This window comes from Cobetia sp. PS-4MA (genome assembly GCF_057670765.1).
On record NZ_CM173107.1, the window covers coordinates 17,893 to 43,863 of the forward strand.

Annotated in this window: 21 protein-coding genes, 1 other RNA gene and 1 pseudogene; 13 read left to right on the plus strand and 10 right to left on the minus strand. The window is 64.3% G+C overall.

The window, feature by feature from the left end:
• Positions 1–27: 27 nt before the first annotated feature.
• Complete coding sequence (locus AC26AR_RS00075) at positions 28–816, minus strand: 3-deoxy-D-manno-octulosonic acid kinase (protein WP_488107356.1); 789 nt, start codon at positions 814–816, stop codon at positions 28–30.
• Here AC26AR_RS00075 and AC26AR_RS00080 point away from each other — a divergent pair.
• From AC26AR_RS00080 to waaA, 3 genes are read left to right on the plus strand one after another with little or no spacing between them, the layout of a single operon-like run.
• Complete coding sequence (locus tag AC26AR_RS00080) at positions 815–1,978, plus strand: glycosyltransferase family 9 protein (protein WP_077379708.1); 1,164 nt, start codon at positions 815–817, stop codon at positions 1,976–1,978. The two genes, AC26AR_RS00075 and AC26AR_RS00080, sit on opposite strands and share 2 nt — an antisense overlap.
• Complete coding sequence (hldE, locus tag AC26AR_RS00085; RefSeq protein WP_488107357.1) at positions 1,978–3,408, plus strand: bifunctional D-glycero-beta-D-manno-heptose-7-phosphate kinase/D-glycero-beta-D-manno-heptose 1-phosphate adenylyltransferase HldE; 1,431 nt, start codon at positions 1,978–1,980, stop codon at positions 3,406–3,408. Before AC26AR_RS00080 ends, hldE begins: the two co-directional genes overlap by 1 nt.
• 2 nt (positions 3,409–3,410) lie before the next feature.
• Positions 3,411–4,733, plus strand: a complete 1,323-nt coding sequence (waaA, locus tag AC26AR_RS00090; protein WP_488107358.1) for a lipid IV(A) 3-deoxy-D-manno-octulosonic acid transferase — start codon at positions 3,411–3,413, stop codon at positions 4,731–4,733.
• A 177-nt stretch (positions 4,734–4,910) separates the two neighbouring features.
• On the opposite strand, the gene AC26AR_RS00095 is transcribed toward waaA, so the two are convergent.
• Positions 4,911–5,687 (minus strand): DeoR/GlpR family DNA-binding transcription regulator, encoded by a 777-nt coding sequence (locus AC26AR_RS00095; RefSeq protein ID WP_077379702.1) that lies wholly within the window; start codon positions 5,685–5,687, stop codon positions 4,911–4,913.
• A gap of 307 nt (positions 5,688–5,994) precedes the next feature.
• Here AC26AR_RS00095 and AC26AR_RS00100 point away from each other — a divergent pair, with 307 nt between their 5' ends.
• Together AC26AR_RS00100 and AC26AR_RS00105 are read left to right on the plus strand one after the other, a co-directional pair.
• Positions 5,995–7,263 (plus strand): NupC/NupG family nucleoside CNT transporter, encoded by a 1,269-nt coding sequence (locus AC26AR_RS00100; protein WP_077379699.1) that lies wholly within the window; start codon positions 5,995–5,997, stop codon positions 7,261–7,263.
• A 279-nt stretch (positions 7,264–7,542) separates the two neighbouring features.
• Positions 7,543–8,397, plus strand: coding sequence for an outer membrane protein OmpK (locus tag AC26AR_RS00105; RefSeq protein WP_077379697.1), 855 nt, complete (start codon positions 7,543–7,545; stop codon positions 8,395–8,397).
• A gap of 119 nt (positions 8,398–8,516) precedes the next feature.
• Here AC26AR_RS00105 and AC26AR_RS00110 read toward each other — a convergent pair whose 3' ends face one another.
• Together AC26AR_RS00110 and rpiA are read right to left on the minus strand one after the other, a co-directional pair.
• Positions 8,517–9,218 (minus strand): DUF3157 family protein, encoded by a 702-nt coding sequence (locus AC26AR_RS00110; protein WP_488107359.1) that lies wholly within the window; start codon positions 9,216–9,218, stop codon positions 8,517–8,519.
• 13 nt (positions 9,219–9,231) lie between these two features.
• Positions 9,232–9,903 carry a ribose-5-phosphate isomerase RpiA gene (gene rpiA, locus AC26AR_RS00115; protein ID WP_077379692.1) on the minus strand — a complete coding sequence of 224 codons (672 nt, stop codon included), beginning with the start codon at positions 9,901–9,903 and terminating at the stop codon, positions 9,232–9,234.
• 256 nt (positions 9,904–10,159) lie between these two features.
• Here rpiA and ilvA point away from each other — a divergent pair.
• A pseudogene (ilvA, locus tag AC26AR_RS00120) lies at positions 10,160–11,695 on the plus strand (threonine ammonia-lyase, biosynthetic); the annotation flags it as partial.
• A gap of 673 nt (positions 11,696–12,368) precedes the next feature.
• Here ilvA and AC26AR_RS00125 read toward each other — a convergent pair.
• The 3 genes from AC26AR_RS00125 to AC26AR_RS00135 form a co-directional block, all read right to left on the minus strand.
• Positions 12,369–13,097, minus strand: coding sequence for a 5-formyltetrahydrofolate cyclo-ligase (locus AC26AR_RS00125; protein WP_136939481.1), 729 nt, complete (start codon positions 13,095–13,097; stop codon positions 12,369–12,371).
• 22 nt (positions 13,098–13,119) lie between these two features.
• A non-coding RNA gene (gene ssrS, locus AC26AR_RS00130) (6S RNA) lies at positions 13,120–13,302 on the minus strand.
• A gap of 88 nt (positions 13,303–13,390) precedes the next feature.
• Positions 13,391–13,753, minus strand: a complete 363-nt coding sequence (locus AC26AR_RS00135; RefSeq protein ID WP_077379686.1) for a cell division protein ZapA — start codon at positions 13,751–13,753, stop codon at positions 13,391–13,393.
• Between the two features lie 259 nt (positions 13,754–14,012).
• Between AC26AR_RS00135 and AC26AR_RS00140 the strand changes: the two genes are divergently transcribed.
• The 4 genes from AC26AR_RS00140 (at position 14,013) to AC26AR_RS00155 (ending at position 18,901) form a co-directional block, all read left to right on the plus strand.
• Entirely contained in the window at positions 14,013–14,654 is a 642-nt protein-coding gene (locus tag AC26AR_RS00140) for a UPF0149 family protein (protein WP_077379685.1), read from the plus strand.
• Positions 14,655–14,806: 152 nt separating this feature from the next.
• Positions 14,807–16,150 (plus strand): Xaa-Pro aminopeptidase, encoded by a 1,344-nt coding sequence (gene pepP, locus AC26AR_RS00145; protein WP_371861082.1) that lies wholly within the window; start codon positions 14,807–14,809, stop codon positions 16,148–16,150.
• A gap of 4 nt (positions 16,151–16,154) precedes the next feature.
• Positions 16,155–17,402, plus strand: coding sequence for a 2-octaprenyl-6-methoxyphenyl hydroxylase (ubiH, locus tag AC26AR_RS00150; protein ID WP_488107360.1), 1,248 nt, complete (start codon positions 16,155–16,157; stop codon positions 17,400–17,402).
• Between the two features lie 170 nt (positions 17,403–17,572).
• Entirely contained in the window at positions 17,573–18,901 is a 1,329-nt protein-coding gene (locus AC26AR_RS00155) for a UbiH/UbiF/VisC/COQ6 family ubiquinone biosynthesis hydroxylase (RefSeq protein WP_488107361.1), read from the plus strand.
• 139 nt (positions 18,902–19,040) lie between these two features.
• On the opposite strand, the gene AC26AR_RS00160 is transcribed toward AC26AR_RS00155, so the two are convergent.
• The 3 genes from AC26AR_RS00160 to gpmI form a co-directional block, all read right to left on the minus strand.
• A complete protein-coding gene (locus AC26AR_RS00160; protein WP_488107362.1) occupies positions 19,041–20,438 on the minus strand; it encodes a S41 family peptidase in 1,398 nt (465 codons plus the stop codon).
• A 169-nt stretch (positions 20,439–20,607) separates the two neighbouring features.
• Positions 20,608–21,897, minus strand: coding sequence for a murein hydrolase activator EnvC family protein (locus AC26AR_RS00165; RefSeq protein ID WP_279855760.1), 1,290 nt, complete (start codon positions 21,895–21,897; stop codon positions 20,608–20,610).
• Entirely contained in the window at positions 21,890–23,452 is a 1,563-nt protein-coding gene (gpmI, locus tag AC26AR_RS00170; RefSeq protein ID WP_084209532.1) for a 2,3-bisphosphoglycerate-independent phosphoglycerate mutase, read from the minus strand. The genes AC26AR_RS00165 and gpmI overlap by 8 nt, the downstream gene beginning before the upstream one ends.
• Positions 23,453–23,909: 457 nt before the next feature.
• On the opposite strand from gpmI, the gene AC26AR_RS00175 reads away from it, so the two are divergent.
• The 3 genes from AC26AR_RS00175 to AC26AR_RS00185 all read left to right on the plus strand — a co-directional run bounded on the left by AC26AR_RS00175 (position 23,910) and on the right by AC26AR_RS00185 (position 25,838).
• Entirely contained in the window at positions 23,910–24,329 is a 420-nt protein-coding gene (locus AC26AR_RS00175; protein ID WP_077379673.1) for a rhodanese-like domain-containing protein, read from the plus strand.
• A gap of 64 nt (positions 24,330–24,393) precedes the next feature.
• Complete coding sequence (secB, locus tag AC26AR_RS00180) at positions 24,394–24,897, plus strand: protein-export chaperone SecB (RefSeq protein ID WP_077379671.1); 504 nt, start codon at positions 24,394–24,396, stop codon at positions 24,895–24,897.
• Positions 24,898–25,091: 194 nt separating this feature from the next.
• Positions 25,092–25,838, plus strand: coding sequence for a 16S rRNA (uracil(1498)-N(3))-methyltransferase (locus tag AC26AR_RS00185; protein WP_488107363.1), 747 nt, complete (start codon positions 25,092–25,094; stop codon positions 25,836–25,838).
• Positions 25,839–25,971 lie beyond the last annotated feature (133 nt).

A 25,971-nucleotide genomic window follows, 5' to 3' on the forward strand; every position in this document is an offset into this window, starting at 1 on the left:
ATGCCTGCAGGGCGATACGCTGAAGCGTCAGGCGTGATAGGCGCTGCGAATGGCGGCCAGGCACGCGGCATGGTGCCTCGGCGTGAAGCGCGCCAGCGAGCGCCCCAGGCGTGAGAGGTTGTTCTCGCGCCAGCGTGCGTCGGCGGGAGCCTCGTCATGCAGCTGGCAGCGGTCGAGATCGATCACGTAGACGCGTCCGCCTTCATCGACCAGCAGGTTGCGTGCGTTGAGATCGACATGCTCGAGCCCGGCGTCATGTACGGCGCGAATGGCGCGGCCTGTCGTCTCCAGCACTGCCAGCAGGGATTCGGGCAGCTCGGCCCCGGCAGGCAGACGCTGTGCTTCGAGGGCGATCAGATCATCGGCGAAGGCGCGCGCGCCGGGAATCAGTACCGTGATCAGGGCGGCCTCGTAGCTCAGGCCATGCCGCCATACGCAGGCGCCGACCGGCTCTGGTACCGGCAGCCCCTGGCGATGCAGCGTTTCCGTCAGGCGCAGCTCGGCGAAGGCGCGGGTGCGCTCAAGGCTGGTGTAGAGGTAGCGCTGACGAGCGATCTTCGCGATCAGACCACCGCGTCGATAGGGGCGCAGCGCCCAGCGTTGAGACGGGGTTCCAGTGGCATGGACGGGTTGCAGCTCAGCGGGCAAACGACAGACATCGAGGAACAGACTCGCCCCACGCCCCGGTGCTTCTCCGGTCACGGCGCCGTGTTCGCGCCAGAACGATGGCATGAACCAGTCCGGCGTCATTTGTGGCGCTGTTTCGCCATCATATAGAATGTGGGCATTCTCATTTCGGAAAACTGCCATCCGCATGAAGCATCCTCTCCCTGCCCAGCCCGCACATATCTGCGTGCTCCGGCTCTCCGCTCTCGGCGATGTCTGCAATCTTGTGCCAACGGTACGCGCCTTGCAGCGTCAGTGGCCTGAGGCCCGCATTACCTGGATCGTCGGCAAGGGGGAGCACAGTTTACTGTCCGGCCTGACCGGGGTCGAGTTCGTGGTCTACGACAAGTCCACCGGCCTTGCAGGCATGCGCGCCATCTGGCGTCAGCTCAAGGACACGCACTTCGATGTGCTGTTGCACATGCAGCAGGCGCTGCGCGCCAGCGCCCTGTCGTTGGGCCTCAAGGCCCGAGTGCGCATCGGTTACGACCGTGCGCGCGCCAAGGACTGGCAGTACCTCTTTACCTCCCATCAGCTGGCCCCGCGCGAGCGCGCTCACGTGCTGGAGTCGTTCATGGACTTCGCACGTGCCCTGGGTGTCGAGGACTGCCGGCTCGACTGGCGTCTCGATGTGCCGCCCGAGGCCTATGGTGAGGCGGCGCGCGTGACCGGTGAAGCGCCCTATCTCGTCATCAGTCCGTGTGCCAATCCGCGCCTGCGCAACTTCCGCAACTGGTCGGCCGAGGGCTATGCGGCGGTCGTCGATCATGCCTGGCAGCAATACGGCATCCGCAGCGTGATGACCGGCGGCGGCAGCCCGCAGGAACGCGAGATGGGCGCGCGCATCAAGGCGCTGGTCAGTGAAGGCGCGGTCATCGATGCCATCGGTGGTACCTCGCTCAAGGGCCTGCTGGCGCTGATCGATCGCGCCGTCGCGGTGATCGCGCCGGACTCCGGCCCCGTGCATATGGGCAATGCGCTCAATACACCGGTGATCGGCCTGTACGCCACCACCAACCCCGAGCGTGCGGCGCCCTATTGCTGGCAGCATCTGGTGGTCAATCGCTATCCGGATGCGGTGGAAACCTATCTGCACAAGCAGATGGACGAGATCCACTGGGGCCAGCGCGTACGCCATCAGGACGCCATGAGCCTGATCCGCGCCGAGGATGTCATCGCGCGCCTCGCTGAGCTGCTGGCGGACACCGATGGCGTCATTCGCGGCCAGAGTTGCGAACGTCTGCCGGTCGCGGCTGTCTCGTCTACTGACACCTCTTCTTCTGAATTTCCCTCTGCACGCGGAGACGCCTGATGAAGCTTGATCTGACTGCGCTTGAACGGGCTCGCCTGCTGGTCGTGGGTGATGTGATGCTCGACCGCTACTGGCACGGTGGCACCTCACGCATCTCGCCGGAAGCCCCGGTGCCGGTGGTGCGCGTCGGCGAGAGTGAAGACCGCCCGGGCGGTGCCGCCAACGTCGCGCTCAACATCGCGTCGCTCGGTGCGCATGCCACTCTCGCCGGTGTGGTCGGTCAGGATGACAACGCCGCCATCCTGACCCGCGCACTGGAAAACGCCAATGTCATCACGCGCTTCCAGGCCAGTGACAGCGTGCCGACCATCACCAAGCTGCGCGTGATGAGCCGCAATCAGCAGCTGCTGCGCCTCGATTTCGAGGAGCCGCTGCACGAGGTGGATACCAGCGCGCTGGTGCGCCATGTCGAGGCCGAGCTGGGGGCCAGCGGCGTGATGATTCTCTCCGACTACGGCAAGGGCTCGCTGAATCAGGTCGAGGCGCTGATCGCCGCGGCGCGCGCGGCGGGCAAGCGCGTGCTGGTCGACCCCAAGGGCAGTGATTTCTCGCGCTATCGTGGCGCCAGCATCATCACCCCCAATCTGACCGAATTCGAGACCATCGTCGGGCCATGCCGCAGCGATGAGGAACTGGCCGAGAAGGGTGAAGCGCTGCGTGCCGAGCTCGAGCTGGAAGCTCTGCTGGTGACGCGTAGCGAGAAGGGCATGACCCTGATCCGCGAGGGCCATCAGCCGCTGCATCTGCCGACGCATGCGCGTGAGGTCTATGACGTCACCGGTGCCGGCGATACGGTGATCGGCGTGCTGGGTCTGGCGCTGGCGGCTGGCCATGCCTTCCCGGAGGCCGTGATGCTGGCCAATCTGGCCGCAGGCCTGGTCGTCGCCAAGCCGGGCACCGCGACCCTGTCGGTGGCAGAGCTCTACACCGCGCTGCATGGTGACAAGCTGGCGGAATTCGGCGTGATCCAAGAGTCCGCGCTCATCCCGGCAGTGAAGGCTGCCCAGGCACGCGGCGAGCGCGTGGTGATGACCAATGGCTGCTTCGACATCCTGCATGCCGGTCATGTGGCCTACCTGCAGGAGGCGGCACGTCAGGGCGACCGTCTGATCGTGGCGGTCAATGACGATGCCTCGGTGGCACGCCTCAAGGGGCCGACGCGTCCGATCAACCCGGTACTGCGTCGCATGCAGGTGCTGGCGGGCCTCGGCGCGGTCGCCTGGGTCGTGCCCTTCAGCGAAGACACCCCGGCACGCCTGATCGAGGCCGTGCTGCCGGATGTGCTGGTCAAGGGCGGTGACTATCGTCCTGAAGAGATCGCCGGGGGCGAGGCGGTGATCGCCAACGGTGGCGAGGTGCGTGTGCTCGGTTTCGAGGATGGCGTCTCCACCACGGCGATGATCGCCACCATTCTTGATCGCGAGGACTAGGCGTGAGCCTTGCCCGTGGCCTCTACAGCACCGCACTGACCTTGCTGTCTCCCCTCATCTGGCAGCGGGTCTGGCGCGAACACGATGATCGGCACTCGCGCCTGGAGCGGCTGGGCATCCTCCCTGCCACGCCTGCCGCCATGCCGGACCGCGAGCGCCCCATCTGGCTGCATGCGGCCTCGCTGGGCGAGATGGTCATGATGGCCAGTGCCATCGAGGCGCTGCGGCGCCGCTATCCCCTTCGCCCGCTGATCGTGACCACCATGACCGCGACGGGGGCTGCCCAGGCGGCTCGCCTGTTGCACACGCCTGAGGGAACGCCCGAGCTTGCCCCTGCGCGGCATCATTATCTGCCACTGGACTTTCCCTGCAGCGCACGTCGCTTCGTGTCTCGCCTGCGGCCGGCCCTGGTCGTGCTGGTGGAAACCGAGCTGTGGCCGAATCTGATCGCAAGCTGTGCGCGCCAGGGGATACCCGTGAGCGTGGTCAATGCGCGGCTGTCACCGCGCGCCTTCACACGCTACCGCAAGGTCGGGGCCTTGATGCGCGAGACGTTGTCGCAGGTGAGCGCGCTGACGGCCAAGGCGCCGGAAGATCTCGAGCGTTTCATCGCGCTTGGGCTTCCTGCGGCGCGGGGGAAGACGGTCGGTTCACTCAAGTTCGAGCTCGAGATATCGCCACAGGCCGTCGCGGCAGGCAAGGGACTGCGCGAGCAGTTCCAGGGGCGGCGGGTGTGGATCGCCGCCTCGACACACGAGGGGGAAGATGCCCTGATGCTGGATGCCCACGCAGCCGTGCGTGCTCGGCATCCTGATGCCTTGCTGCTGCTGGTGCCGCGCCATCCGCAACGCTTCGAGACGGTCGCCGCACAGAGTGCGAGCTGGTGTGAGTCACGCGGGGAAACCTGCCTGCGTCGCAGCCACATGCATGCGGAAAGCCGCCTCGAGAAGAGCCGTCTGTCGGTGCTGGTCGGCGATAGCCTGGGCGAGCTGCTCGCCCTGTATGCGGCGAGCGATGTCGCCTTCATCGGCGGCAGCCTGGTGCCCATCGGCGGGCATAATCTGCTCGAACCGGCCGCGCTTGGGCTGCCACTGTTGAGTGGCCCATCGCTTGAGAACTTCAGTGAGATCGCCGAGGTGATGACGGCGGAAGGAGCTCTGCAGGTCGTCGATGATGCCGAGGCGCTGGCCGAGGCCGTCATCACCCTGCTGGAAGATGAGTCGCAGCGCCAACGGGCAGGGCAGGCGGCGCGTGAACGGGTAGCCCGCAATCGCGGGGCGCTGGCAGGGACACTGCAGCAGCTGGAAGACCTGTTGCCGAGCTGAGCCGACGAGAGACGGAGGTGAGCTCGCCATGCCGATTTCGGTCGTGGGGGATGCACGCCACTGGGGCATCAATGGGAAGATCATGCGCAGAAACGCCGCACCATCGTGCGGCGTTTCTGCGTATGGACCTCGCGTGGGGCGAGGTCAGCGCTCACTCACCGAAGCGCAGGCCCTGTCTCAGCACTCGATGAGCTGCGCCGTCACGCCCATGTCGGCATCCAGACCCTCCAGGCAATCGCGCGCTGCGGCGCTGGCATTGCTGATCACCACATCGAAGCTTTCCAGTGGCGCGATGAAGGCCGGGCGTACCATCTCGAACTTGCGGGCATCGATGATCAGAAAGCGCTGCATGGCGCTTTCCAGCGCGGCCTGCTTGGCCGCCACCTCATGAAAGTGGAAGCAGCTGACGCCGCGCTCGGCGTGCACGCCACCGGCCGAGAGAAATGCCTTGTTGATGCCCAGACGGCGAATGGCTTCCGGCATGTCGGTGGCGGTAAAGGACTGGGTGGCCGGATGAAACAGTCCGCCCAGCATGACCAGTCGCACGCCGGGCAGGTGGCCGACGGCGTTGGCGACATTCAGGGCGCAGGTCACCAGGGTCAGTGTCATCTGACGATCCAGTGCCGCGGCCAGGTGGACCAGGGTCGTCCCGCAATCCACGTACAGGGTATCGCCGTCCTCGATGTGACTGGCCAGTCGCTGGCACAACGCTTGCTTGATAGGAGCGCTGGCATCGATCTCGCGGTCGAGGCGATAGACGCTGCTTGCGGAAGATTCCGCCAGCAGCAGGCGTCCCCCCAGTATCTCCAACAGCCCGTTGCTGTGAGTGACATCACGGCGAATCGTCATCTCGGACACGCCGCAGAGCTGTGCGGCGTCGCTGAGCTGCAGTGGGCTGCCCTCGCGCAGGATGGCCTGCAAGCGGTCAAGGCGTGCAGCGCTTTGGTTGTTCATGCGGCAGGGTCCTTTTTTGCCGATGGCGGTGAGAAAGCGTTGGAGAAGCCAACATGCCCTCGGGTCATGGTGTGATGATAACTCACTGACTGGCAGGGATAACTTTTCTCGCGTGAGAGATCCGCGCGGGCGTTGCAGGAAAGCAAGGCCCGAATCGCTCAAGCGTTTGCATTGACTCCTTGGTCAGATTGTGACTCTTTTAACATGCTGAGAAAAAATCATAACACCGTGTCCCGTTGAGAATCGCGGCGACATCGCGCACAAGCGCATTCCATAACAAGCACAAGAACACATCAGGACCTTCCCAATGAATCCCCTCATGAGTCTGGTCGGGATGGCATCGCTCATCCTCATCGCCGTGGCGTTGTCATCGAATCGACGCGCCATCCGCCTGCGCACCGTCGGGGGCGCCTTTGCCATCCAGTTGGCCATCGGTGCCTTCGTGCTCTACACCTCCTTCGGCCAGGGTGTGCTGGCCGGTGTCTCGGGCGCCGTCAGTCAGGTTGTCAATTATGCCGATCAAGGCATCAGCTTCCTGTTCGGCAGTCTGGCCAATCCGGGCAGCGGTGTCGGCTTCATCTTCGCCATCAAGGTGCTGCCGATCATCATCTTCTTCTCGTCGCTGATCGCGGTGCTCTACTACCTCGGCATCATGCAGTGGGTGATTCGCCTGCTGGGGGGCGGCCTGCAGCGCGTGCTGGGAACGTCGCGCACGGAATCCCTCTCCGCGACCGCCAACATCTTCGTCGGACAGACGGAGGCACCGCTGGTGGTCAAGCCCTATCTGGCGAGCATGACGCGTTCCGAGCTGTTCGCCGTGATGTGTGGTGGTCTGGCATCCGTCGCCGGCTCCGTACTGGGTGGCTACGCGGCGCTGGGCATCCCGATGGAGTATCTGGTGGCGGCGTCCTTCATGGCAGCGCCCGGCGGCTTGCTGTTTGCCAAGCTTCTGTTCCCGGAGACTGACAAGCCGGATGACTCGATCGCCGTGGCGGATGCCTCGCTCAAGGATGACGACGCACCGTCCAACGTGCTGGACGCTGCGGCATCCGGTGCGTCTTCCGGCCTGAAACTGGCCGCCAATGTCGGCGCGATGCTGCTGGCCTTCATCGCCTTGATCGGGCTGATCAACGGCATTCTCGGTGGCGTCGGCGGCTGGTTCGGCATGGACACCCTGAGTCTCGACATGATTCTCGGCTGGCTCTTCGCGCCGTTGGCCTTCCTGCTGGGCGTGCCATGGAGCGAGGCGACGCTGGCGGGGTCCTTCATCGGTCAGAAGCTGGTGGTGAACGAGTTCGTCGCCTACATCAATCTGGCGCCCTACCTGAGTGGCGACAGTCTCGTGGCTGCCACGGGTGCGGTGATGACGCCCTACACCATGGCCGTGCTGTCCTTCGCGCTGTGCGGCTTCGCCAACCTGTCGTCCATCGCCATTCTGCTCGGCGGGTTGGGCAGCCTGGCCCCGACGCGCCGGCATGAGATCGCCAGTCTGGGTCTCAAGGCGGTACTGGCCGGTACGCTTTCCAATCTGATGTCGGCGGCGATCGCCGGCTTCTTCCTGGCGCTGGCGGCCTGATCGGGATGTCGCCCATCTCACAGTGGATGGGCGATTCGAAGAGGTGTCGCCTTCGGTGTGTAAATGTTCACAAACCGGCCGTTGGTGACAGGGAAATCCGCCAAACGTCGCCCTATCGTTTTTGCGAGGAAGTGCTAACATCGCGCCCTTTGCAAATCCGGCGCAGCCCGACGACGAAGCGGGCGGCATGGGGCGACGCTGATGGCAGACGTCGTTCATGACGGGCAATAACCACAACAATTCAGAACAGTTGATTACTCAAGACAGGATCATTTCGCGATGACTATGCTCAAGACCGTCGCGGCCAGTGCACTGGCCGCCACTACCCTCCTGACGGCTGCCGCGCCAGCCCAGGCCACCGATTTCAATGGCGACATCCACGCCAATGACTACAAGTGGCTGACCTTCAATCTGATGCGCAGCGAGGACAACCGTCTGCCGTTCCGCAACAGTGAAGATACCTATCTGGAAATGGAATTCGGAGGCCGTTCGGGCATCGTCGATCTCTACGGCTATGTCGATTTCTTCGACATCTTCGATGACAGCTCGGATGACCTCAATGGCGGCGACAACTTCTTCGCCAAGCTGGCCCCGCGCTTCTCGCTGGACGCCATGACCGGTCACGACCTGTCCTTCGGCCCGGTGGACGAGCTTTACATCGCCACCGTCACCAACATCGGTGACAACGGCGCATTCGGCGGTCTGTGGGAGCACTATGTCGGTCTGGGCAGCGATGTGCAGGTGCCATGGTTCGGCAAGATGGGCTTCAACCTCTACGCCCGCTACGTGCGTGAGAACTACGGCGGTGAAGACGAGAGCAAGTGGGACGGCTACATGGCGTCCACCAACTGGTTCAAGCCGTTCGTCAACTTCGAGGACGGTAGCTTCATCGCCTATCAGGGCTATCTGGACTACAAGTTCGATGCCGATGAAGTGGGCAGCCAGGACGGTCGCAGCATCAACAGCATGGAGTGGTTCAACGGCATCTACTACCACACCCAGCGTTTCGCGGTGGGTTACGGCCTGAAGTACTACAACAACATGGCGTTCTTCACCGATGGCTCCACCGCCACCGGCGTGCGTCAGGACACCACCGGCTTCGGCAACTACTTCAGCATCAACTACAAGTTCTGATCACCGCTTCGCTCTCGATGAGCGACCGGCGCGCAAACAGAAACGGGAAGCCCCTCAGGGCTTCCCGTTTTTCGTCTGGCTGCTCTGGCGTCTGACACCTGGAAGCTGACACCTGGTGATCAGCGGAACTCGACCTCGCTGACTTCTACGCGCACCAGCTGGCGGGACCAGCTGCCGTCCGGCAGGGCGATGCGCACGCTGCGTCCCTCACGGGTCTGGCCGGGGCGCAGGTAGGTCTCGGGCAGCCGATACTCGCCGACCCACAGCGGCGCCTCGCGCGTCGCCAGCAGACGGCCATCGTCGCCATAAAGACGCAGTCTTGCCCGGGTGGCGATGACGTTCTGCCCGGCGGTGTTCTGGATCTCGAAGCGCAGCACAGCGTCGTCATCGTCGATGTCCACGGCGGTCAGTCGTGCGACGACCCCATCACGATGTCCCTCGCTCAGCAGCGTCGGATTGGCCAGTGCGCTGGCATTGAGGCGTGCCTGGGTCGGAGCCGGGGCAGAGGCGCTGGCGCGGGCCGGCACTGGTTGCCCTGCATCGCCAGCGGCGGGCGTATTGGCGGGTACGACCGGCAGGGCGGACGAGGTGGGTATCGTCGCGCTGCCGAGCGTCGAGCGTGGGCTCTGCTCGTCGGAGACTTCCAGCAGATACTCCCAGCTGTGGTCCGGCTTGAGCAGCACCTTGACGCCACTATCCAGCGTGATGGTCGTCGGAGAGCTGATCGGCAGGCTGTCTGCCATCAGTACCGGGCTGAGCAGGGCAGCGGCCAGAAGCGACAGGCCTCGGGTGCCAAGGTGGCGCGTGATCTTCCATGTCATCAGGCGAGCCTCCTCAGGCAGTGATGCGCTCGACACCTGTCTCGCGACCGACCAGCAGTACATCGGCGCCACGGGCGGCGAACAGACCATTGGTGACGACGCCGACGATGGCATTGATGCGGGCTTCCATGGTGATCGGGTCTTCGATCAGGAAGTTGTAGCAATCGAGGATGCGGTTGCCGTTGTCCGTCAGAACGCCTTCACGATAGACCGGGTCCGCGCCCAGCTTGACCAGTTCGCGCGCGACGTAGGAACGTGCCATCGGAATGACTTCCACCGGCAGCGGGAAGCCACCGAGGATGTCGACCTGCTTCGAGCCATCGGCGATGCACACGAAACGCTCAGCGCAGGCCGCGACGATCTTCTCGCGGGTCAGCGCCGCACCACCGCCCTTGATCATCGCCAGACGCGGATCGATCTCGTCGGCACCATCCACGTACACCGGCACGGTGCCCACATGGTTGAGCTCGTAGACGTCGATGCCGTGGCCCTTGAGGCGCTGGGCAGTGGCTTCGGAGCTGGCGACGGCGCCGGCAAAGTCGTGGCGAACCTCCGCCAGAGCATCGATGAACAGGTTGGCGGTGGAGCCGGTGCCGACGCCGATGATGGTGTCGCGGTTCAGCAGCGGGCGGATCTCATCAAGGGCAGCGCGGGCCACGGCTTGCTTCAGCTCATCCTGGGTCATGTCATACCTCGGGTCGGTGGGGCAGGGGTTGAGAGTGGCGGTCATCGCGTCGGCAAGGGTGCCTGGCGCGTATCCCGATGTGTCTGTGCCTCATGCTGCTGCACGGCAACCAGATGCGCAGACAGGAAGCGAGTCGGGCGACGCAACGCGAGAAAACGCCACATTATAACGGCAAACGTCGCGATGGCGCTGGACGCTCTCGCCGGCGGTCTGATAACAATGGGGGTTCGGTCGCACCCATGCGGCCCGCGCTGCGACACATCAGGACATTCCTATAATGCTCGAACACTACGTCAAGAAAATCCTGTCGGCTCGTGTCTATGAAGCCGCCCATGAAACCCCGCTCTCGTCAGCCCCGATGCTGTCACGTCGTTTCAGCAACCAGATCTTCATCAAGCGGGAAGACCTGCAGCCCGTCTACTCCTTCAAGATTCGCGGCGCCTACAACAAGATGGCGCAGCTGAGCGATGAGCAGAAGGCCTGTGGCGTGATTGCCGCCTCGGCGGGCAACCATGCCCAGGGGCTGGCGATGGCAGCCAAGCTGATGGGCGTGAAGGCCGTCATCGTCATGCCGCGCATCACGCCGGAGATCAAGGTGCAGGCGGTGCGTGAACGCGGCGCACGCGTGGTGCTCAAGGGCGATGCCTTTCCCGAGGCGCTCGCGCATGCCCAGGCATTGATGCAAGAGCATGGCTACACCTTCATTCCGCCCTTCGATGACCCGGACGTGATCGCCGGGCAGGGGACGGTGGGCATGGAGATCCTGCGTCAGCACCCGGGCAAGATCGATGCGATCTTCGTGCCGGTGGGCGGCGGTGGCCTGATTGCCGGTGTCGCGGCCTACGTGAAGTATCTGCGCCCGGACATTCGTGTCATCGGTGTCGAGGCTGAGGATGCGGCCTGCCTCAAGGCGGCCATGGAGGCCGGCGAGCGTGTGGTGCTGGACCAGGTCGGCGTGTTCGCCGAGGGAGTGGCCGTGGCGCAGATCGGCGAGGCGCCGTTCGAGATCATCCGCCATACCGTCGATGAAGTGATCACTGTCAATACCGATGAGATGTGCGCGGCGGTCAAGGATATCTTCGAGGACACGCGCGCCGTGTCAGAGACCAGCGGCGCTCTGTCGCTGGCGGGCCTCAAGAAGTACATCCAGCAGACTGGCGCGGAAGGGCAGACGCTGGTCTGCATCAACTCCGGGGCCAATACCAACTTCGATCGCCTGCAGCATATCGCCGAGCGCACCGAGCTCGGCGAGCAGCGGGAAGCCATTCTGGCGGTCACCTTGCCGGAGCGCCCCGGGGCCTACAAGCAGTTCTGCAAGGTGATCGGCAAGCGCATGGTCACCGAGTTCAACTACCGCTATGCCAATCCGGAGGAGGCGCACGTCTTCGTCGGTGTCCAGGTCAAGCCGGGCGGGGAAGACCGCGCAGCGGTGGTCGAGAAGCTGCGTGAGGCGGGCTACGCGGTGGAGGATCTCACCGACAACGAGCTGGCCAAGCTGCACACGCGTCATCTGGTCGGGGGGCGCACCAGCAGCGACCTCGAGGAGGAGGTCTATCGCTTCGAGTTCCCGGAACGTCCTGGTGCCCTGATGAACTTCCTGACCCATCTGCCTGCGGACTGGAACATCTCGCTGTTCCACTATCGCAATCACGGCGCGTCCCATGGGCGAGTCCTGATCGGCATGCAGGTGCCCAATGGGGATCGCGCCGAGGTCGAGAAGTATTTCGCGGAGATCGGCTATCGCTTCTGGAAGGAAAGCGACAATCCGGCCTATCGCCTCTTCCTGTCGTGATGTCGGCCATGCCTCGCCTGCCTGGATGAGGTCGCTCTGAATCAAGTGGGCATCAGGCGGATGGCATTCATGATTGGCAGTATGAAAAAGCCCCTGTTCTCGTCTGAGAGCAGGGGCTTTTCTCGTCATGATGGTGAATGGCATGACTGATGACTTGTACTCAGGTGGGGCGTCAGAGATATCGAACGTTGTTTTCCCTCCAGGCCTTGCCAGCCCTCGCCTGCAGCGCGAAATGCAAGCGTGGAAAAACGTTCATTCATACGGCTGCATGGTGATTGTCATACGCAGGTCAGATGCCTATCATCGTGGGCACTGTCAGGAAGACAGTCATCGACAACCGTCACGCGAAAGCCACTGACGATATAAGAAGAAGCCCGCTCTCATGAAACGCAAGCCCGATCTGGTCATGGCCCTGGTATTCATTTTCGGGATTGGTGTCGTCGCCACCGGCTACGCCCAGACCGTCATGGGTTCCTGAATCGTGCACTGCCGCCTTCGGGCGGCAGTGGCGTTTTCAGAGGGAGAGTCGTTCTCGCGCTCTGCCTTTCTGCCCTCTTTTCCCTCCCGCTCTTCTCCTTGATCTCCAGGCACGTCTGCTCCCCCTCAAGTCCGAGCACGCCCGCGACATGCTGGCGCCGTTGACCGCCCGTGCGTGACTGCCCCTGCGTGAGCATCATGACGATGCGTTCCCATGCCTGCGGCCTGGGCGCACGATCTCGCGATCACTGACGATGGCATCCAGCGGTATGTCCCAGGCTTGTACCGGCAAGGCCGGCACCTTCTGACAGTGATGGGCGAGGCCGATCAACCTCGGTCTTGGCCCGGCGCGACGGGTGAAGGCGAAGCTGCGGTCATAGAAACCGCCCCCCATGCCGATCCGTGCGCCAGCCTCATCGAACCCCACCAGCGGCATCAGCACGATATCCAATGCCCAGGCCGGCAGGCGTCGGCCCTTGTGGGCACCGAAGCGCGTGTCAGGTTCGGCGATGCCGAAGCGATTGCTCACCAGTGGGGTATGGTCGTCGTAGCGGACGAACCAGAGTGAGTTGACCGCGAAGGGTCGCAGGACCGGTAGATAGACGCGTGCTCCCCGACGTTGCAGCCATCGGCACAGACGGGTGGCGTCGATCTCGCCATCATTGGGCAGGTACAGGGCGATGTCCCGGGCACGCAGCAGTTCCGGCAGACGCTTCAGTCGTCGCAACAGGGCCTGCTCGGCATTACGGCGCTCGGGGGCCGTCAACTGGCGTCGCCGTTGGCGTAGCAAGCGTCTCAGGGCGCGGCGATCCGCAGTGGGGTGATCAAGCTCGCTGGACAATGGCCAGAGCGTGACATCACGTGAAAGCGAGGGAGGCGAATAGTGATTCGCGAGGGCGGCGCGAGCCGCAGGGGGTTTGAGCATGCCTGACATTCTCCGTCAGACAGGGTTCTCCAAGGTGCCGGTGTTACCGGGGGCCCTTGAACCCAGCGGTTCAAGGTGGGTAGTCCCGCGCAGCGCATCAGGCTTTCCGACGCACGGACATGCACACAGCACTGCGCAGTGGACTCCCTGGGAATAGCTTATAAGCTCGAGGGACATCGGCAACTGTCGTACACCCCAGAGAACTCCTTCAGTCTACCAAACCCCGTCTGCCGGCCCAAGGCTTAATCCTGTCGGGAACAGACTGTTGCTGAAATTTATCAGTTGTTTGATTCTCAAGCGTTTTTTGCTTCATCAGCACGCGCCTTCGCACGTTGGACAGACTCGGCTGGTACCTGCTTGAGGGCCGCATCCAGCTGGCGATCCAGCGCCGTGAGGCGTGTCTCGAAATCCTGCTGCATGGCGCGTTCGCTGTCGCGGCTGTTGATCAGTTCGTGAGAGATGTTGAGCGCGGCCATCAGGGCGACCTTGTCGGCACTGATGGTATTGCCACGTTGCTGGATGCCTTGCATGGCGAGATCCAGGTAGGCCGCCGCACGGGTCAAGCCATCTTCCTCGCCGGGTTGGCAGCTGACGGTATAGCTGCGGCCGAGCAGGCTGATCTCGGTGGTATTGCGGGGAGTCGTGGAGTCGCTCATGTCAGTCCTCTCGGGCCATGTCCGGCGTCGTCCTGATTGACGGCGGCGTCCTTGACTGGGCGTCACCTCGCAGTGAGGACGGCAAGCCAGAAGGAGGGCCAGTGCGGTAAGATGGGGGCATTCTCGAGCCACTATAGAGAGCCGCTTCTGGAGGGTCAACGCGCTGCGCAGTGCGGCTGTCACCCAGCATGGCGCTCAGGGTTCGAGCGGTAATCGTCGATTGCCGATGCCTTTCTCACCGACTCAATGGACCCGCACCATGGCCATCATCAACGATACCTTCGACTTCTCTCTCGTCGCGGACCAGTTCCTGGTTCACGGCAGCCTGAACAACCCTTCCTTCCTTGATGGACAGCTGGTCGCTGCCCTGGCGATGGATGACATCAGCGCGGAAGACTGGTTGAGCCGCGTCTGTGCCGCATTGGGAGTGGAGCAACCGGCCACCCGTGAAGCGGGCGAGGTGTTCCTCAGCTGGCGCACGCGCAACCAGGAGCGCCTGGCGGCCAGCGAGATGAGCTTCGAGCCGCTGTTGCCGGACGACATGTTCTCCCTGGCCGAGCGTGGCCAGAGCCTGCGTGAGTGGACGCTGGGCTTCCAGGAAGAGCTGGCAGGCGTCGATGGCGAGGTCCGCAAGGGCTGGAGCCAGGCATTGCGTGATGCGCTGAGCGATGTCGAGGCCATCTCGAGCGGTCTGGCCAACGCCGAGGACCTGGATGACGACAATGCCGAGGATGAGGCGGATCTGTTCGCGCTGGCCGACCACGTGCGCATGGCGGCCCTGCTGCTGTATACCGAGCAGCACCCGGGCAACCCGGACGTCGAGAAGCCCAGTGACGATCAGTTGCCGGAAGGCGGGCTTGAAGGCAGTCTCGGGGTCAGCTCGCGCAACGACACTCACTGAGTGAGGCAGATTGCCGCTCGCAATACCCGGCGGCCGACCCCATTTCGGGAAGGATTGTCCCTTCGGGAGCCTCGTCCTTTCCCGCCACATTCTGATTCGTGTCGGGCAGGCCATGACATGCCTGCCCGACACGGACCCCGACGGAGAACGCCATGATCGTCCCTGAAATCCTGCCTGCGCCGGCGGCGCTGACTGCTGATGACTTCTCGGCGCGTCGCCAGCGTCTGATGACGCAGCTGCCTCGTGATGCCGCGGTACTGGTGTTGTCGTCCGGCCTGGCGCAGCGCAATCGTGACAGTGAGTTCACCTTCCGTCAGAACAGTGATTTTCATTACCTGACCGGCTGGCCGGAACCGGAAGCGGCATTGTTGCTGTTGCCGGGGCGCGCGGAAGGCGAGAGCGTACTGTTCTGTCAGGAAAAGGATCCGCTGGCGGAAGCCTGGACCGGTATCCGTATCGGTGCCGAAGGGGCCGTGACGCAGGCGGGATTCGACCAGGCCTTCACCAATGATCAGCGTGAGGATGTCATGGCCGGTCTGCTGGATGGCCGTGGGCGTCTCTTCGTGCTGTTCGAGGACGACGAAGCACTGGCGCTGGCGCAATCGCTGCGCGAGGAGCTGGCCGCGGCCGTGCGTCGTGGTGCCCGCCCGCCGGTCGCCTTTGAAGACCTCGCCCCGCTGTTGCATGAGCAGCGCCTGATCAAGGATGAGCGTGAGCTGGCGCTGATGCGTCACGCGGCGGAGATTTCCGCTCGCGCCCACATCCGTGCCATGCGGGCCAGCCGCCCCGGGCTGCACGAGTATCATCTGCAGGCCGAGATCGAGCATGAATTCCAGTGGCAGGGCGCCCCGGCACCCGCGTATACCAGCATCGTCGGTGGTGGCGTGAATGCCTGCGTGCTCCATTACATCGAGAACCGTGCTCCGCTGATCGATGGCGAGCTGGTGCTGATCGATGCTGGCGCGGAGTACGCACTCTATGCCGGCGACATCACCCGTACCTTCCCCGTCAATGGCCACTTCAGCGAGCCCCAGAAGCGTCTCTACGAGATCGTGCTCAAGGCCCAGGAACGTGCAGTGGCCGCCGTGGTGCCGGGAGCGACGTTGGTGGGCATTCACCAACAGGTGGTGCATGACCTGACCGCCGGCCTCGTCGAACTGGGCCTGCTGCAAGGTGAAGTGGAGGCGTTGATCGCCGATGAGGCCTATCGCCGCTTCTATCTGCACTCCACCTCGCACTGGCTGGGACTGGATGTGCACGATGTCGGCAGTTACCGCGAGAACGGTGAGCCGCGTCCGTTGCTGCCCGGCATGGTGCTGACGGTCGAGCCGGGGCTTTATGTGCCGGACGCCAGTGACATTCCAGCCGAGTATCGGGGGATCGGGATTCGCATCGAGGACGATGTGGTGGTCACCGCGGACGGGCACGAAGTGCTGAGCGCCACGGTTCCCAAATCCGTCGAGGCCATCGAGGCACTGATGCGCGAAGGAGCCTGACATCATGAGTGAGCCAGCGGCAGCATCCCCGGTAACGTCTGCGCCGGAGCGATTCGATGTCGTCATCATCGGTGGTGGCCTGGTGGGCGCGAGCCTGGCCTGTGCCCTTGCACCCTTGATGAACGGGCAGCAGGAGGATGGGCTGCGCGTGGCGGTGGTCGAGGCCAATCCCTTGCCTCCCGCGGAGGATACCGGGCGTTTCCAGCCCAGTTTCGATGCGCGAGCCAGTGCCATCGCTGCCGGTTCACGCCAGCGCTTCATCGCCTTCGGGCTGTGGGAGGCGATGCGTGAGCACGCCACGCCGATTCGTACCATCCATGTCAGCGAGCGCGGCCATCTCGGGGCCACACGCATGCGGGCCGAGGAACTGGGGGTTCCCGCGCTGGGGCATGTGATCCCCAATGCCTGGATGGGGCGCGTGCTCCATCGGCGTCTGGCGGAACTGCCGCTGACCTGGTACTGCCCGGCACGCGTGGCACAGATCAGCGTCAGCGCGCAGGGGCACCGCCTGCTGCTGGAGGATGGCCGCCTGATCGAGGCGGGACTGACCGTATTGGCAGATGGCGGGCGCTCGGGGCTCAAGGAGCGTCTCGGCATCCATAGCGAGACGCATGCCTACGAACAACAGGCGCTGATCGCCACCGTCGAGATGAGCCAGCCCCACGCAGGGGTGGCCTATGAGCGTTTCACCAGCGAAGGACCGATGGCGCTGCTGCCGCTGGGTGGCCGCCGAATGGAGTTGATCTGGACGCGTTCTCCCCACGAGACGGCTGCGCTGATGGACATGCCGGAGCCCGAGTTTCTCAAGGCGCTTCAGGCTGCCTTCGGCGAGCGGGCCGGCCGTTTCCGGCGGGTCGGGCAGCGCCATGCCTATCCCCTGTCGTTGATACGTGCCAGCGAGGGGACACGTCCCGGACTTGCGGTGCTCGGCAATGCCGCTCACTCGCTGCATCCGGTGGCAGGGCAGGGCTTCAATCTGGCGCTGCGCGGCGTGACGGATCTGGTGGCCGCCATCGCGGCGGGACAGGCACGTGGTGATACCGCTGGCGATGTCAGTGTGCTGAGTGATTTCGAGTCGCGGCGCGGCGCGGACCGCGACAATGTCGTGCTGTTCAGTGATGGCTTGATCCGCCTGTTTGGCGTCGAGAGTCGTTGGCTGGGGCATGCTCGGGCGGCAGGGCTGATCGGCCTGAATCTGGTGTCACCGCTCAAGCGCCTGCTGGCAAGGCGCTCGATGGGCATTGAGCGCTAGGCGTAGCGAGTACTTGCCAACGGGCCATGCGATGTCGTGAGTTGCGTCACAGGCTTGCGCCACAGGCTTGCGCCCCAGGGTGGTGTCGATGAGTGACCAAATCGCCGCCGGATTCACGAGACTCTCGCCAGGAGAGCGACGCGCGACAGGCGTCATACAAGGGAGCAGGCATGAACGAGCATCGGAGATTGGATGCACCGCATGAGGTGGATGTCGCCATCGTGGGCGCCGGTATCGTCGGCGCCACGCTGGCGCTGCTGTTGGGGCAGGGCGGCCTGCGCGTCCTTCTGATCGAGGGTCGCGAGGGCATCGTCGACTGGCAGCCGGCGCTGGCACCGGAGCCGCGTGTCAGTGCGCTGACGCCGGTTTCGCGTCAATTGCTCAGCGGCCTGGGGGTCTGGAAGGACATCGCACAGAGTCGTCTGATGCCCTATACCGGCATGCAGGTCTGGGATGCCGAAGGCAATGGCGAGATAGGCTTCAGTGCCGAGCAAAGCGGCGTGTCGGAGCTTGGGCACATCGTCGAGAATCGGGTCACTCAGGCCGCGCTTGAGCAAGCGATTTCCCGGTGTCCCTCGATCACGCGCCGTTATGGTGTCCGGGTCAGCGGTCTGGGATTGCCCAGGACGGGGTCAGCTTCAGTGGTAAGTGCTTACCAACTTGAGGGGGCCGAGGCAGCAAGCCTGACACTGAGCGACGGTAGCAGCGTCGCGGCGGGGCTGGTGGTGGCGGCTGACGGGGCGCGTTCCCGTCTGCGCGAGCTGGCGGGCATCGAGACCCGTGAGCACGATACCGGCCAGGTGGCGTTGGTCACCACGGTGCGCACGGCGCATTCGCATCAGGGCGTCGCCCGCCAGCGCTTTCTGCCCACCGGGCCGCTGGCCTTCCTGCCGCTGGCGGTCAATTCCGCCCTGGCACATCCCGAGGGCGAGACATCCGGCGCCCAGCGCCATTGCTCCATCGTCTGGTCCACCACTCCGCAGGAAGCCGAGCGCCTGCTGGCATTGCCCGAGACGGACTTCTGTCATGAGCTCGAAGCAGCCTTCGAGGGAAAGCTCGGCACGGTGGAATACAGTGCCGAGCGCTTCAGCTTCCCGTTGCATCAACGTCATGCGCAGGAGTATGTGCTGCCGGGGCTGGCGCTGGTGGGGGATGCCGCGCATGCCATTCACCCGCTGGCGGGGCAGGGGGTCAATCTTGGCCTGATGGATGTCGCCGTGCTGGCGGAAGAACTGCTGGATGGGCACCGCCGCGGCGTGGCACTGGGCGATGAGCGCTGGTTGAAGCGCTATCGTCGACGCCGGCGCAGCGACAATGCCGTGATGCTGAAGATGATGGATGGCTTCCGCCTGCTGTTCGGCAGCCGGAAGCCGGGGGTACGCCTGGTGCGTAACCTGGGACTTGGCTGGGTGGATGGCAGCGTCGAGCTCAAGCGCCTGCTGATGCGCCAGGCGATGGGGGAGCGTGGGGAGTTGCCGGAGAGCTGCCGACCACGGTGACAGTGAGCGCTCACCTCTGGGCGTGACAGTTAGCACGACGACAGGCCAGGCGGGAGATGGCAGACCTGCCGATTGGCGCGCGAAAGACGACACGACCCCGCCAGTTGGCGGGGTCGTGTCGTTTACGGCGAAAGAGAGACTATTGCTCCGAGGTGGCGGGAAGCGTGGCCTTGAGAGCGGCGCTGCGACCCAGCACGTTCATGCCCTTGAGCAGGTTGAGTGCTTCCCCCAGCTGGTAATCACTTTCGGCGACCACCGGGCTGTCCGGTGCCTTGCTGGAAGGCGTCGATGAGTCGCCATTGGCATTGTCGAGACGTCCGTCGAGATCCGCCTCGCGTACGCTGAAATCACGCCGCGTGTCGCGCTCCAGTCGTCCGCGCACCACCTCGACATCCGGGCGGATGCCCTCTGCCTGGATCGAGCGCCCGTTGGGCGTGAAGTAGAGTGCCGTGGTCAACTTGAGGCCGTCGCCGTTGCCCAGTGGCATCACGTTCTGTACCGAGCCCTTGCCGAAGCTCTCGGTGCCCATGATGATGGCGCGGCGCTGGTCCTGCAGGGCACCTGAGACGATTTCCGCGGCAGAGGCCGTCCCGCCGTTGATCAATACCACCAGCGGCGTATCACCGGCCGGTGTCTCGGCTCTGGCCGAGAAGGACAGCTCGCTGTCCGGCAGGCGCCCCTCGGTATAGACGATGCGGCCGCTCGTGAGGAAGAGGTCGCTTATCTCGACGGCCGCTGACAGCAGCCCCCCGGGGTTGTTGCGCAGATCCAGCACCAGACCCTTCAGCGCGACATCGCCGCTTTCCTCGCGCAGCTCCGCAAGGGCGCGTTTCGCCTCATCGCCCGTCGCGCTCTGGAACTGGCTGACGCGCAGGTAGCCATATCCCGGCTCCAGCAGGCGCTGACTGACGCTGCTGCTCTTGATGATGGCCCGCTTGAGCACGACCTCGCGGGGCATGTCGGCGCCTTCCGAGAGTACCAGCAGGCGAATGGTCGATCCTTCCTCGCCACGCATCAGCTTGACGGATTCCGTCATCGACAGACCCTCCATCGGCGTATCGTCGATCTTGAGGATCACGTCACGTGGTTGGAGGCCGGCACGTGAGGCCGGGGTGTCGTCGATGGGGGCGATGATGGTCAGCTGGCCATCCTCCTCCATGCCGACCTCGATGCCGATACCGCCGAATTCCCCATCGGTGTTCTCGCGCAGGTCCTGCCAGTCATCCTGATCCAGATACGCCGAGTGCGGATCCAGCCCTGCCAGCATGCCACGCATGGCATTCTTGAGCAGCGTGCGGTCATCCACTTCATCCACATAGGTGCGCTTGATGCGCTCGAAGACTTCGGCAAAGGTGCGCAGTTCCTCCAGCGGCAGGCCATTGGCCGATACGCTGGAGGAGGCAGGCGTGGCTCCCTGCCGCGCATCTTCAGCATGGGCCGGCACTCCGCCGCCCAGCAGAACAAGGCTCAGCGGCACGCTGACCGCCAGCTGACGCAGGCGACGCGGGGCAGGACGGAATGACGACGATGCGGACATGCGATTTCCTTCTCGACGGAGACTGGCTCGACTGATGCCGAAGCGCCTGGCAGTTCAGCCAGAGGGGAAGAGGCGACCCCGACGCTCGCAGTCACGGATGACTGCGAGCATATCCCGCCCGGGTACCTGCCGCCTAGCCTGTCGCCATGTTGCGCCATGGCTGACTGGCTCAGCGGCTCGACAGCCAGCGTTGCGGGTTGACGGGCTTGCCGGCGCGGCGTACTTCGAAATACAGCGCGGCACCGTCACGGCCACCACTGCTGCCGACACTCCCCAGCTGCTGGCCGCGTGACAGGCTGTCACCGGGGCCGACGCTGAAGCTTGCCAGATGTGCGTAGAGCGTCAGCACGTTGTCGCCGTGGTCGATGATCAACAGGTTGCCGTAGCCGCGCATCCAGTCCGCGAAGACGACACGACCGGCATGCGGCGCCGTCACAGGCGTGCCCTGGGACGCCTGGATCAGCACGCCATCACGATTGACGCCTTCTCCCCCGCCGTAGGCCGAGATGACCCGCCCGGGGGCCGGCCAGTCCATCTTGCCCATCGCACGCGTGATGCGTGTCCTGGGGGGCGGGGCACTCTTGATGGCCTTGAGGCGCTTCTCGAGCGTCTGGATCATCTGGTTGGCATGGGCGCGGTCCTGATCCAGCTCGGCGATCTTCGCCTCATGGCTGGCATAGCGGGCATCCAGGGTGCGCAGCAGAGCGGCGCGCTCATTCTGCTGGGCCATCAGTTTGCTGGCTTGCTGCTTGAGGCCTTGCTGCACCTCCTCCAGTCGTGTCTGGCGTGCCAGCAGACTGGCGCGGGTACTGGCCAGTGAGGCATCCAGTCTGGCGAGGCGCTCAAGCGCCTGCCGGCGCGAATCGCTCAAGTGATTCAGATAGACCTGCAGGCGTTCGAGACGCGCCGGATCATCCTGATTGAGCAGCAGCTTCAATTCGGGTTGGCGACCCAGCCGATACAGGGCGGCCATCTCCTCGGCCACGGCAGCCTTCTGCGCCGTCTGCTGCTGGATGAGGGTCTCACGCTGGCGCGTGAGCCTGGTCAGTTGCTGCGTGATGTCGTCGCGCTCATCCTCGAGTCTGCCGGTCTGCTGGCGAGTCTCGTTGAGCTGGCGCTCGATCTTCTCCAGGCCATTGCGCGTATCGCTGCGCCGCGCGGCAGTGGCCTTCAGCTCGCCCTGCATCGCCTGTATCTCGTGTTTGAGACGCTTGAGGTCGGCTTCGGAGGCTTGCTTCTTCTGGGTCAGGGTCGCGCTGCTGTCCGCGGCCAGTGCCGAGGAGGGGGCCAGCAGCGGAGTCATGAGCAGCAGGCAGGCAGACAGCACAACGCCGGAGACAGGGCTCCGGCGTTTGAAGAATCGGTAGCGCCTGCCCGGTCCGGATGCCAGATAGGCATCCGGACCGGGGGAGGCGCCGGGCACGCCACTCGGCGCGCCCTGCAAGGGGCTATCAGGCACCGGCATAATCGACCAGCACGTTGCCGTCCATTTCCTCGGGGACCGCCTGCCCCATCATGGTCAGCAGGGTCGGGGCGAGGTCACACAGGCGTCCTTCGGAGGCCAGCTTGACGTCACGCTGGGTGACGTAGATCAGCGGCACTTCAAAGGTGGTGTGTGCCGTCTGCGGGTTGCCGGTCTCCGGGTGCACCATCTGCTCGGCATTGCCGTGGTCCGCGGTGATCAGGCATTCGCCACCGACCTTCTCCAGCGCCTCGACCACGCGGCCGACGCAGCCATCCAGATATTCGATCGCCTTGACGGCCGCATCGAACTTGCCGGTGTGTCCGACCATGTCGCCATTGGCGTAATTGCAGACGATCAGATCATAGCGGCCGGATTCGATGGCCTCGACCAGCTTGTCGGTGACCTCCCCGGCGCTCATCTCCGGCTTCTCGTCGTAGGTCTTCACGTCCTGCGGCGAGGGCACGAGGATGCGGGTCTCGCCCTCGAATTCGTCTTCGCGGCCGCCGGAGAAGAAGAAGGTCACGTGGGCGTACTTCTCCGTCTCGGCGATACGCAGCTGAGTGAGGCCACGATTGGAGACCACTTCCCCCAGGGTATTGGGCAGGTCGGAGGGCGGGAAGGCAGCCGGCGCCGGAATGTCGGCGGCGTACTGGGTCAGCATCACCAGACCGTCATGGGCCAGCTTGGGCGGCGTGCGCTCGAAGCCGGAGAAGTCCGGCTCGACGAAGGCGCGGGTCAGCTCGCGGGCACGGTCGGCACGGAAGTTCAGGAACAGGGCAGCATCGCCTTCCTGCATGGGGACGGCGTCGCCGATACGCGTGGCGCTGACGAATTCGTCGGTCTCGTCACGCTCGTAGGCGGCGGCAAGTCCTTCCACGCCGCTGGCGGCTTCGTGGAGGCCCTGCCCTTCGGCGATCACGCGATATGCCTGTTCGACACGGTCCCAGCGGTTGTCACGGTCCATCGCGAAGTAGCGACCGACAAGGGTGGCGACACGGCCTTCCTCGAGTCCGAGACCTGCCAGGTGTTCATCGGCACGCGCGATGGATGCCTCGGCGCTCTTGGGCGCGGTGTCGCGGCCATCGAGAATCGCGTGGAGGTAGATGCGCTTGGCGCCCCGCTCGGCGGCCAGATCGGCCATGGCGAGGATGTGGTCTTCATGGGAGTGCACGCCCCCGGGAGACAGCAGGCCGATCAGGTGCACGGCGCGGCCAGCCGCGATGGCGGCATCGAGAGGCGCGGTCAGGACGGTGTTGTCCTTGAGGGCATTCTCGCGCACGGCCTTGGTGATGCGGGTGAAGTCCTGGTAGACGATGCGCCCGGCCCCCAGGTTCATGTGCCCGACCTCGGAATTGCCCATCTGGCCATCCGGCAGGCCGACATGGCCACCGTCGGTATGGATCAGATCGCTGGGATACTGCTGGCGCAGGCGATCCATGACCGGCGTGTTGGCGGCAAGAATGGCGTTGTCCTTCTCTTCCTCGCTGTGGCCGTAGCCATCGAGAATGATGAGGGCGACGGGACGCGGACCTTGTGCTTGAGCTGCCATGACTTCCTCGCTGTGATGACGAATGAATCCTCTGGAGCAGGACGGCAGGGGCAATCGCGCAGGGTGGCTGTCAGGCGATCACGTGCCTGTCATGTCCTGCGGGCATCCTCTGCCGTCTTCCTCATCCGGTGCGTTCACCGCTTGCTGCACGGGTGAGGCAAGATGTAGTGATAAAACTACCTGCTCATTCTGACCTCTATTAGAGAGGCGGTAAGGTGCCGAGTGCAAGTGCTGGAAGCGTATCGGCAAGATTGGATTCCCCTATCGCGGGCAAGTTCAGTGCGTCCCCGTGGCGCAGGCGAGGGCAGGGCGGCGTTACGCCTTTTTGATGCCATGTCGCGGGCATTCATGGCAGGGGCTCTCATGTATAATGCTGGCTCCGTTACCTCGGGTAGCGGTCTATTTCCTTTGCCGCGTACGTACCGGCATGCACGTCACAGCGGAGTTAGCCCGTCTCATGATCGAACAGCTGCTTCAGTTCGCGCAGAATCATCCCTTGCTGGTGGGCGCCTTCGTCGCCCTGCTGGTCGCCCTCATCGTCATGGAAACCATGCGTGGCAACCACGGGGTCAGCGTCAGCGAGGCCACGCGACTGGTCAATCGCGAAGAGGGTGTCTTCATCGACATCCGCGACAGCAAGGAATACAAGGCCGGCCACATCGCCGGTGCCGTCAATGTTCCCAGCAGTCAGCTTGCCAGCGCGACCACGCCGCTGGACAAGTACAAGGACCGTCCGGTGATCATCGTCTGCAAGCATGGTCAGACCGCTGGACCGCTGGTGGCGCGCCTGGAGAAGGCCGGCTTCAAGCAGGCGGTCAAGCTCAAGGGTGGCATGGGTCAGTGGGAAGCCGACAGTCTGCCGGTCGTGACTCGCTGAGCGACCTGCGGGAAGCAGGCCGATGGCCCAACAATAATTCTCCGTACATTCAAGGATATGTCTCATGGCTGAAGAACAGAACGCACAGGCGGCACAGGGTGCCGAACAGGCTCAGGATCAGCTCCAGTTCGCCCTGCAGCGCATCTATGTGAAGGACGTGTCCTTCGAAGCGCCGAATTCTCCGGCGGTCTTCTCCCAGCCGTTCCAGCCGAAGGTCAGCCTGGAACTGGATACCGAGCACCAGCAGGTCGGTGAAGAGCTCTTCGAGGTGTCCATCAAGGTCACCGCCCAGGTCTCCAACGGTGAAGATCAGACCACCGCCTTCCTGGCCGAGGTCGAGCAGGCCGGTCTGTTCCGCATCGCCGGTCTGTCCGCCGAGCAGCTGGATCACACCCTGGGGGCCTTCTGCCCGAACGTGCTGTTCCCGTACGCGCGTGAAGCCGTCGACAATCTGGTCAATCGTGGCAGCTTCCCTCCGCTGATGCTGGCACCGGTCAACTTCGAAGCCATGTACGCTCAGCGCAAGCAGCGTGAAGCGCAACAGGCGGGTGAAGCCACCGCTCACTGATCCGTGAGACGGCCAGCAATGGCCGTGAGATGGCAATGACAGTGACGGGCCCCAGTGGCCCGTCACTGCGTTGGTGGCCACCATGATGGCCGTGCTTTCCTGAACCTATTTCTCTTTCCCTTTCATCTCCGTGTCGGCGTGCTGAGTGTCTCTCACGGCGCTGCCGCGCGGCGCATTGCTCGCGAGACTTTCCCATGGCCATTCGTCTGCACTGTCCCGATCTTGATCTCCATGTCAGCGCCGGGGCGACCTTTGCACTGCCCGAGGGGCCTGCACGTCATCTCGGTCTGGTGTTGCGGGCCCGGGTGGGCAGCGAAGCACAGTTGTTCGATGGGCACGGGCAGGAAGTGCGCGTGTCGCTCGAGGAGGTGTCCCGCAAGGGGGTCAGCGTGCGGGTGATTGATGCGGTCGCCAATGACAGCGAGTCGCCACTGGCGGTGCATCTGGGCCAGGCGATCTCCAAGGGCGATCGCATGGATTACGCCATCCAGAAGGCCTGTGAGCTCGGGGTCGCTGCCATCACCCCGCTTTACACCGCGCGTGGCGACGTCAAGCTCAAGGGCGAGCGCGCCGACAAGAAACTCGCGCATTGGCAGGGCGTGGCGGCAAGCGCCTGCGAGCAGTGCGGTCGCAGCGTGGTGCCGGTGGTGCATGCGCCGATTCCCATGGCCCAGTGGCTGGACGAGCGCGATGAGCCACTTCGCCTGATATTGCAGCCGGGCGGTGCCGAGGCGTTGAATGCCGCCGAGAGCGAGGGCGGCGTGACGCGTGCCAGCCTGCTGATCGGCCCTGAGGGCGGCTTCACGCCGGAAGAAGTCACCCAGGCGGCTGGCGCGGGGTGTGACGTCCTGGGGCTGGGCCCACGGATACTGCGTACCGAGACGGCGCCGGTGGTCGCGCTGACGCTGTTGCAGCAGCGCTTCGGCGATCTGCCGCGCTAGGCAGGATGACACCAGCATTGTTGAAGCCCCGGCAACACTGCGTGAGACCTTGAGCGTCCTCATGTCAGTGGTGGGCAGCGTGGTGCTGCTGCATACTTGTCCCATCTTCCCGCGCAACCCGTTTCGGGGTATC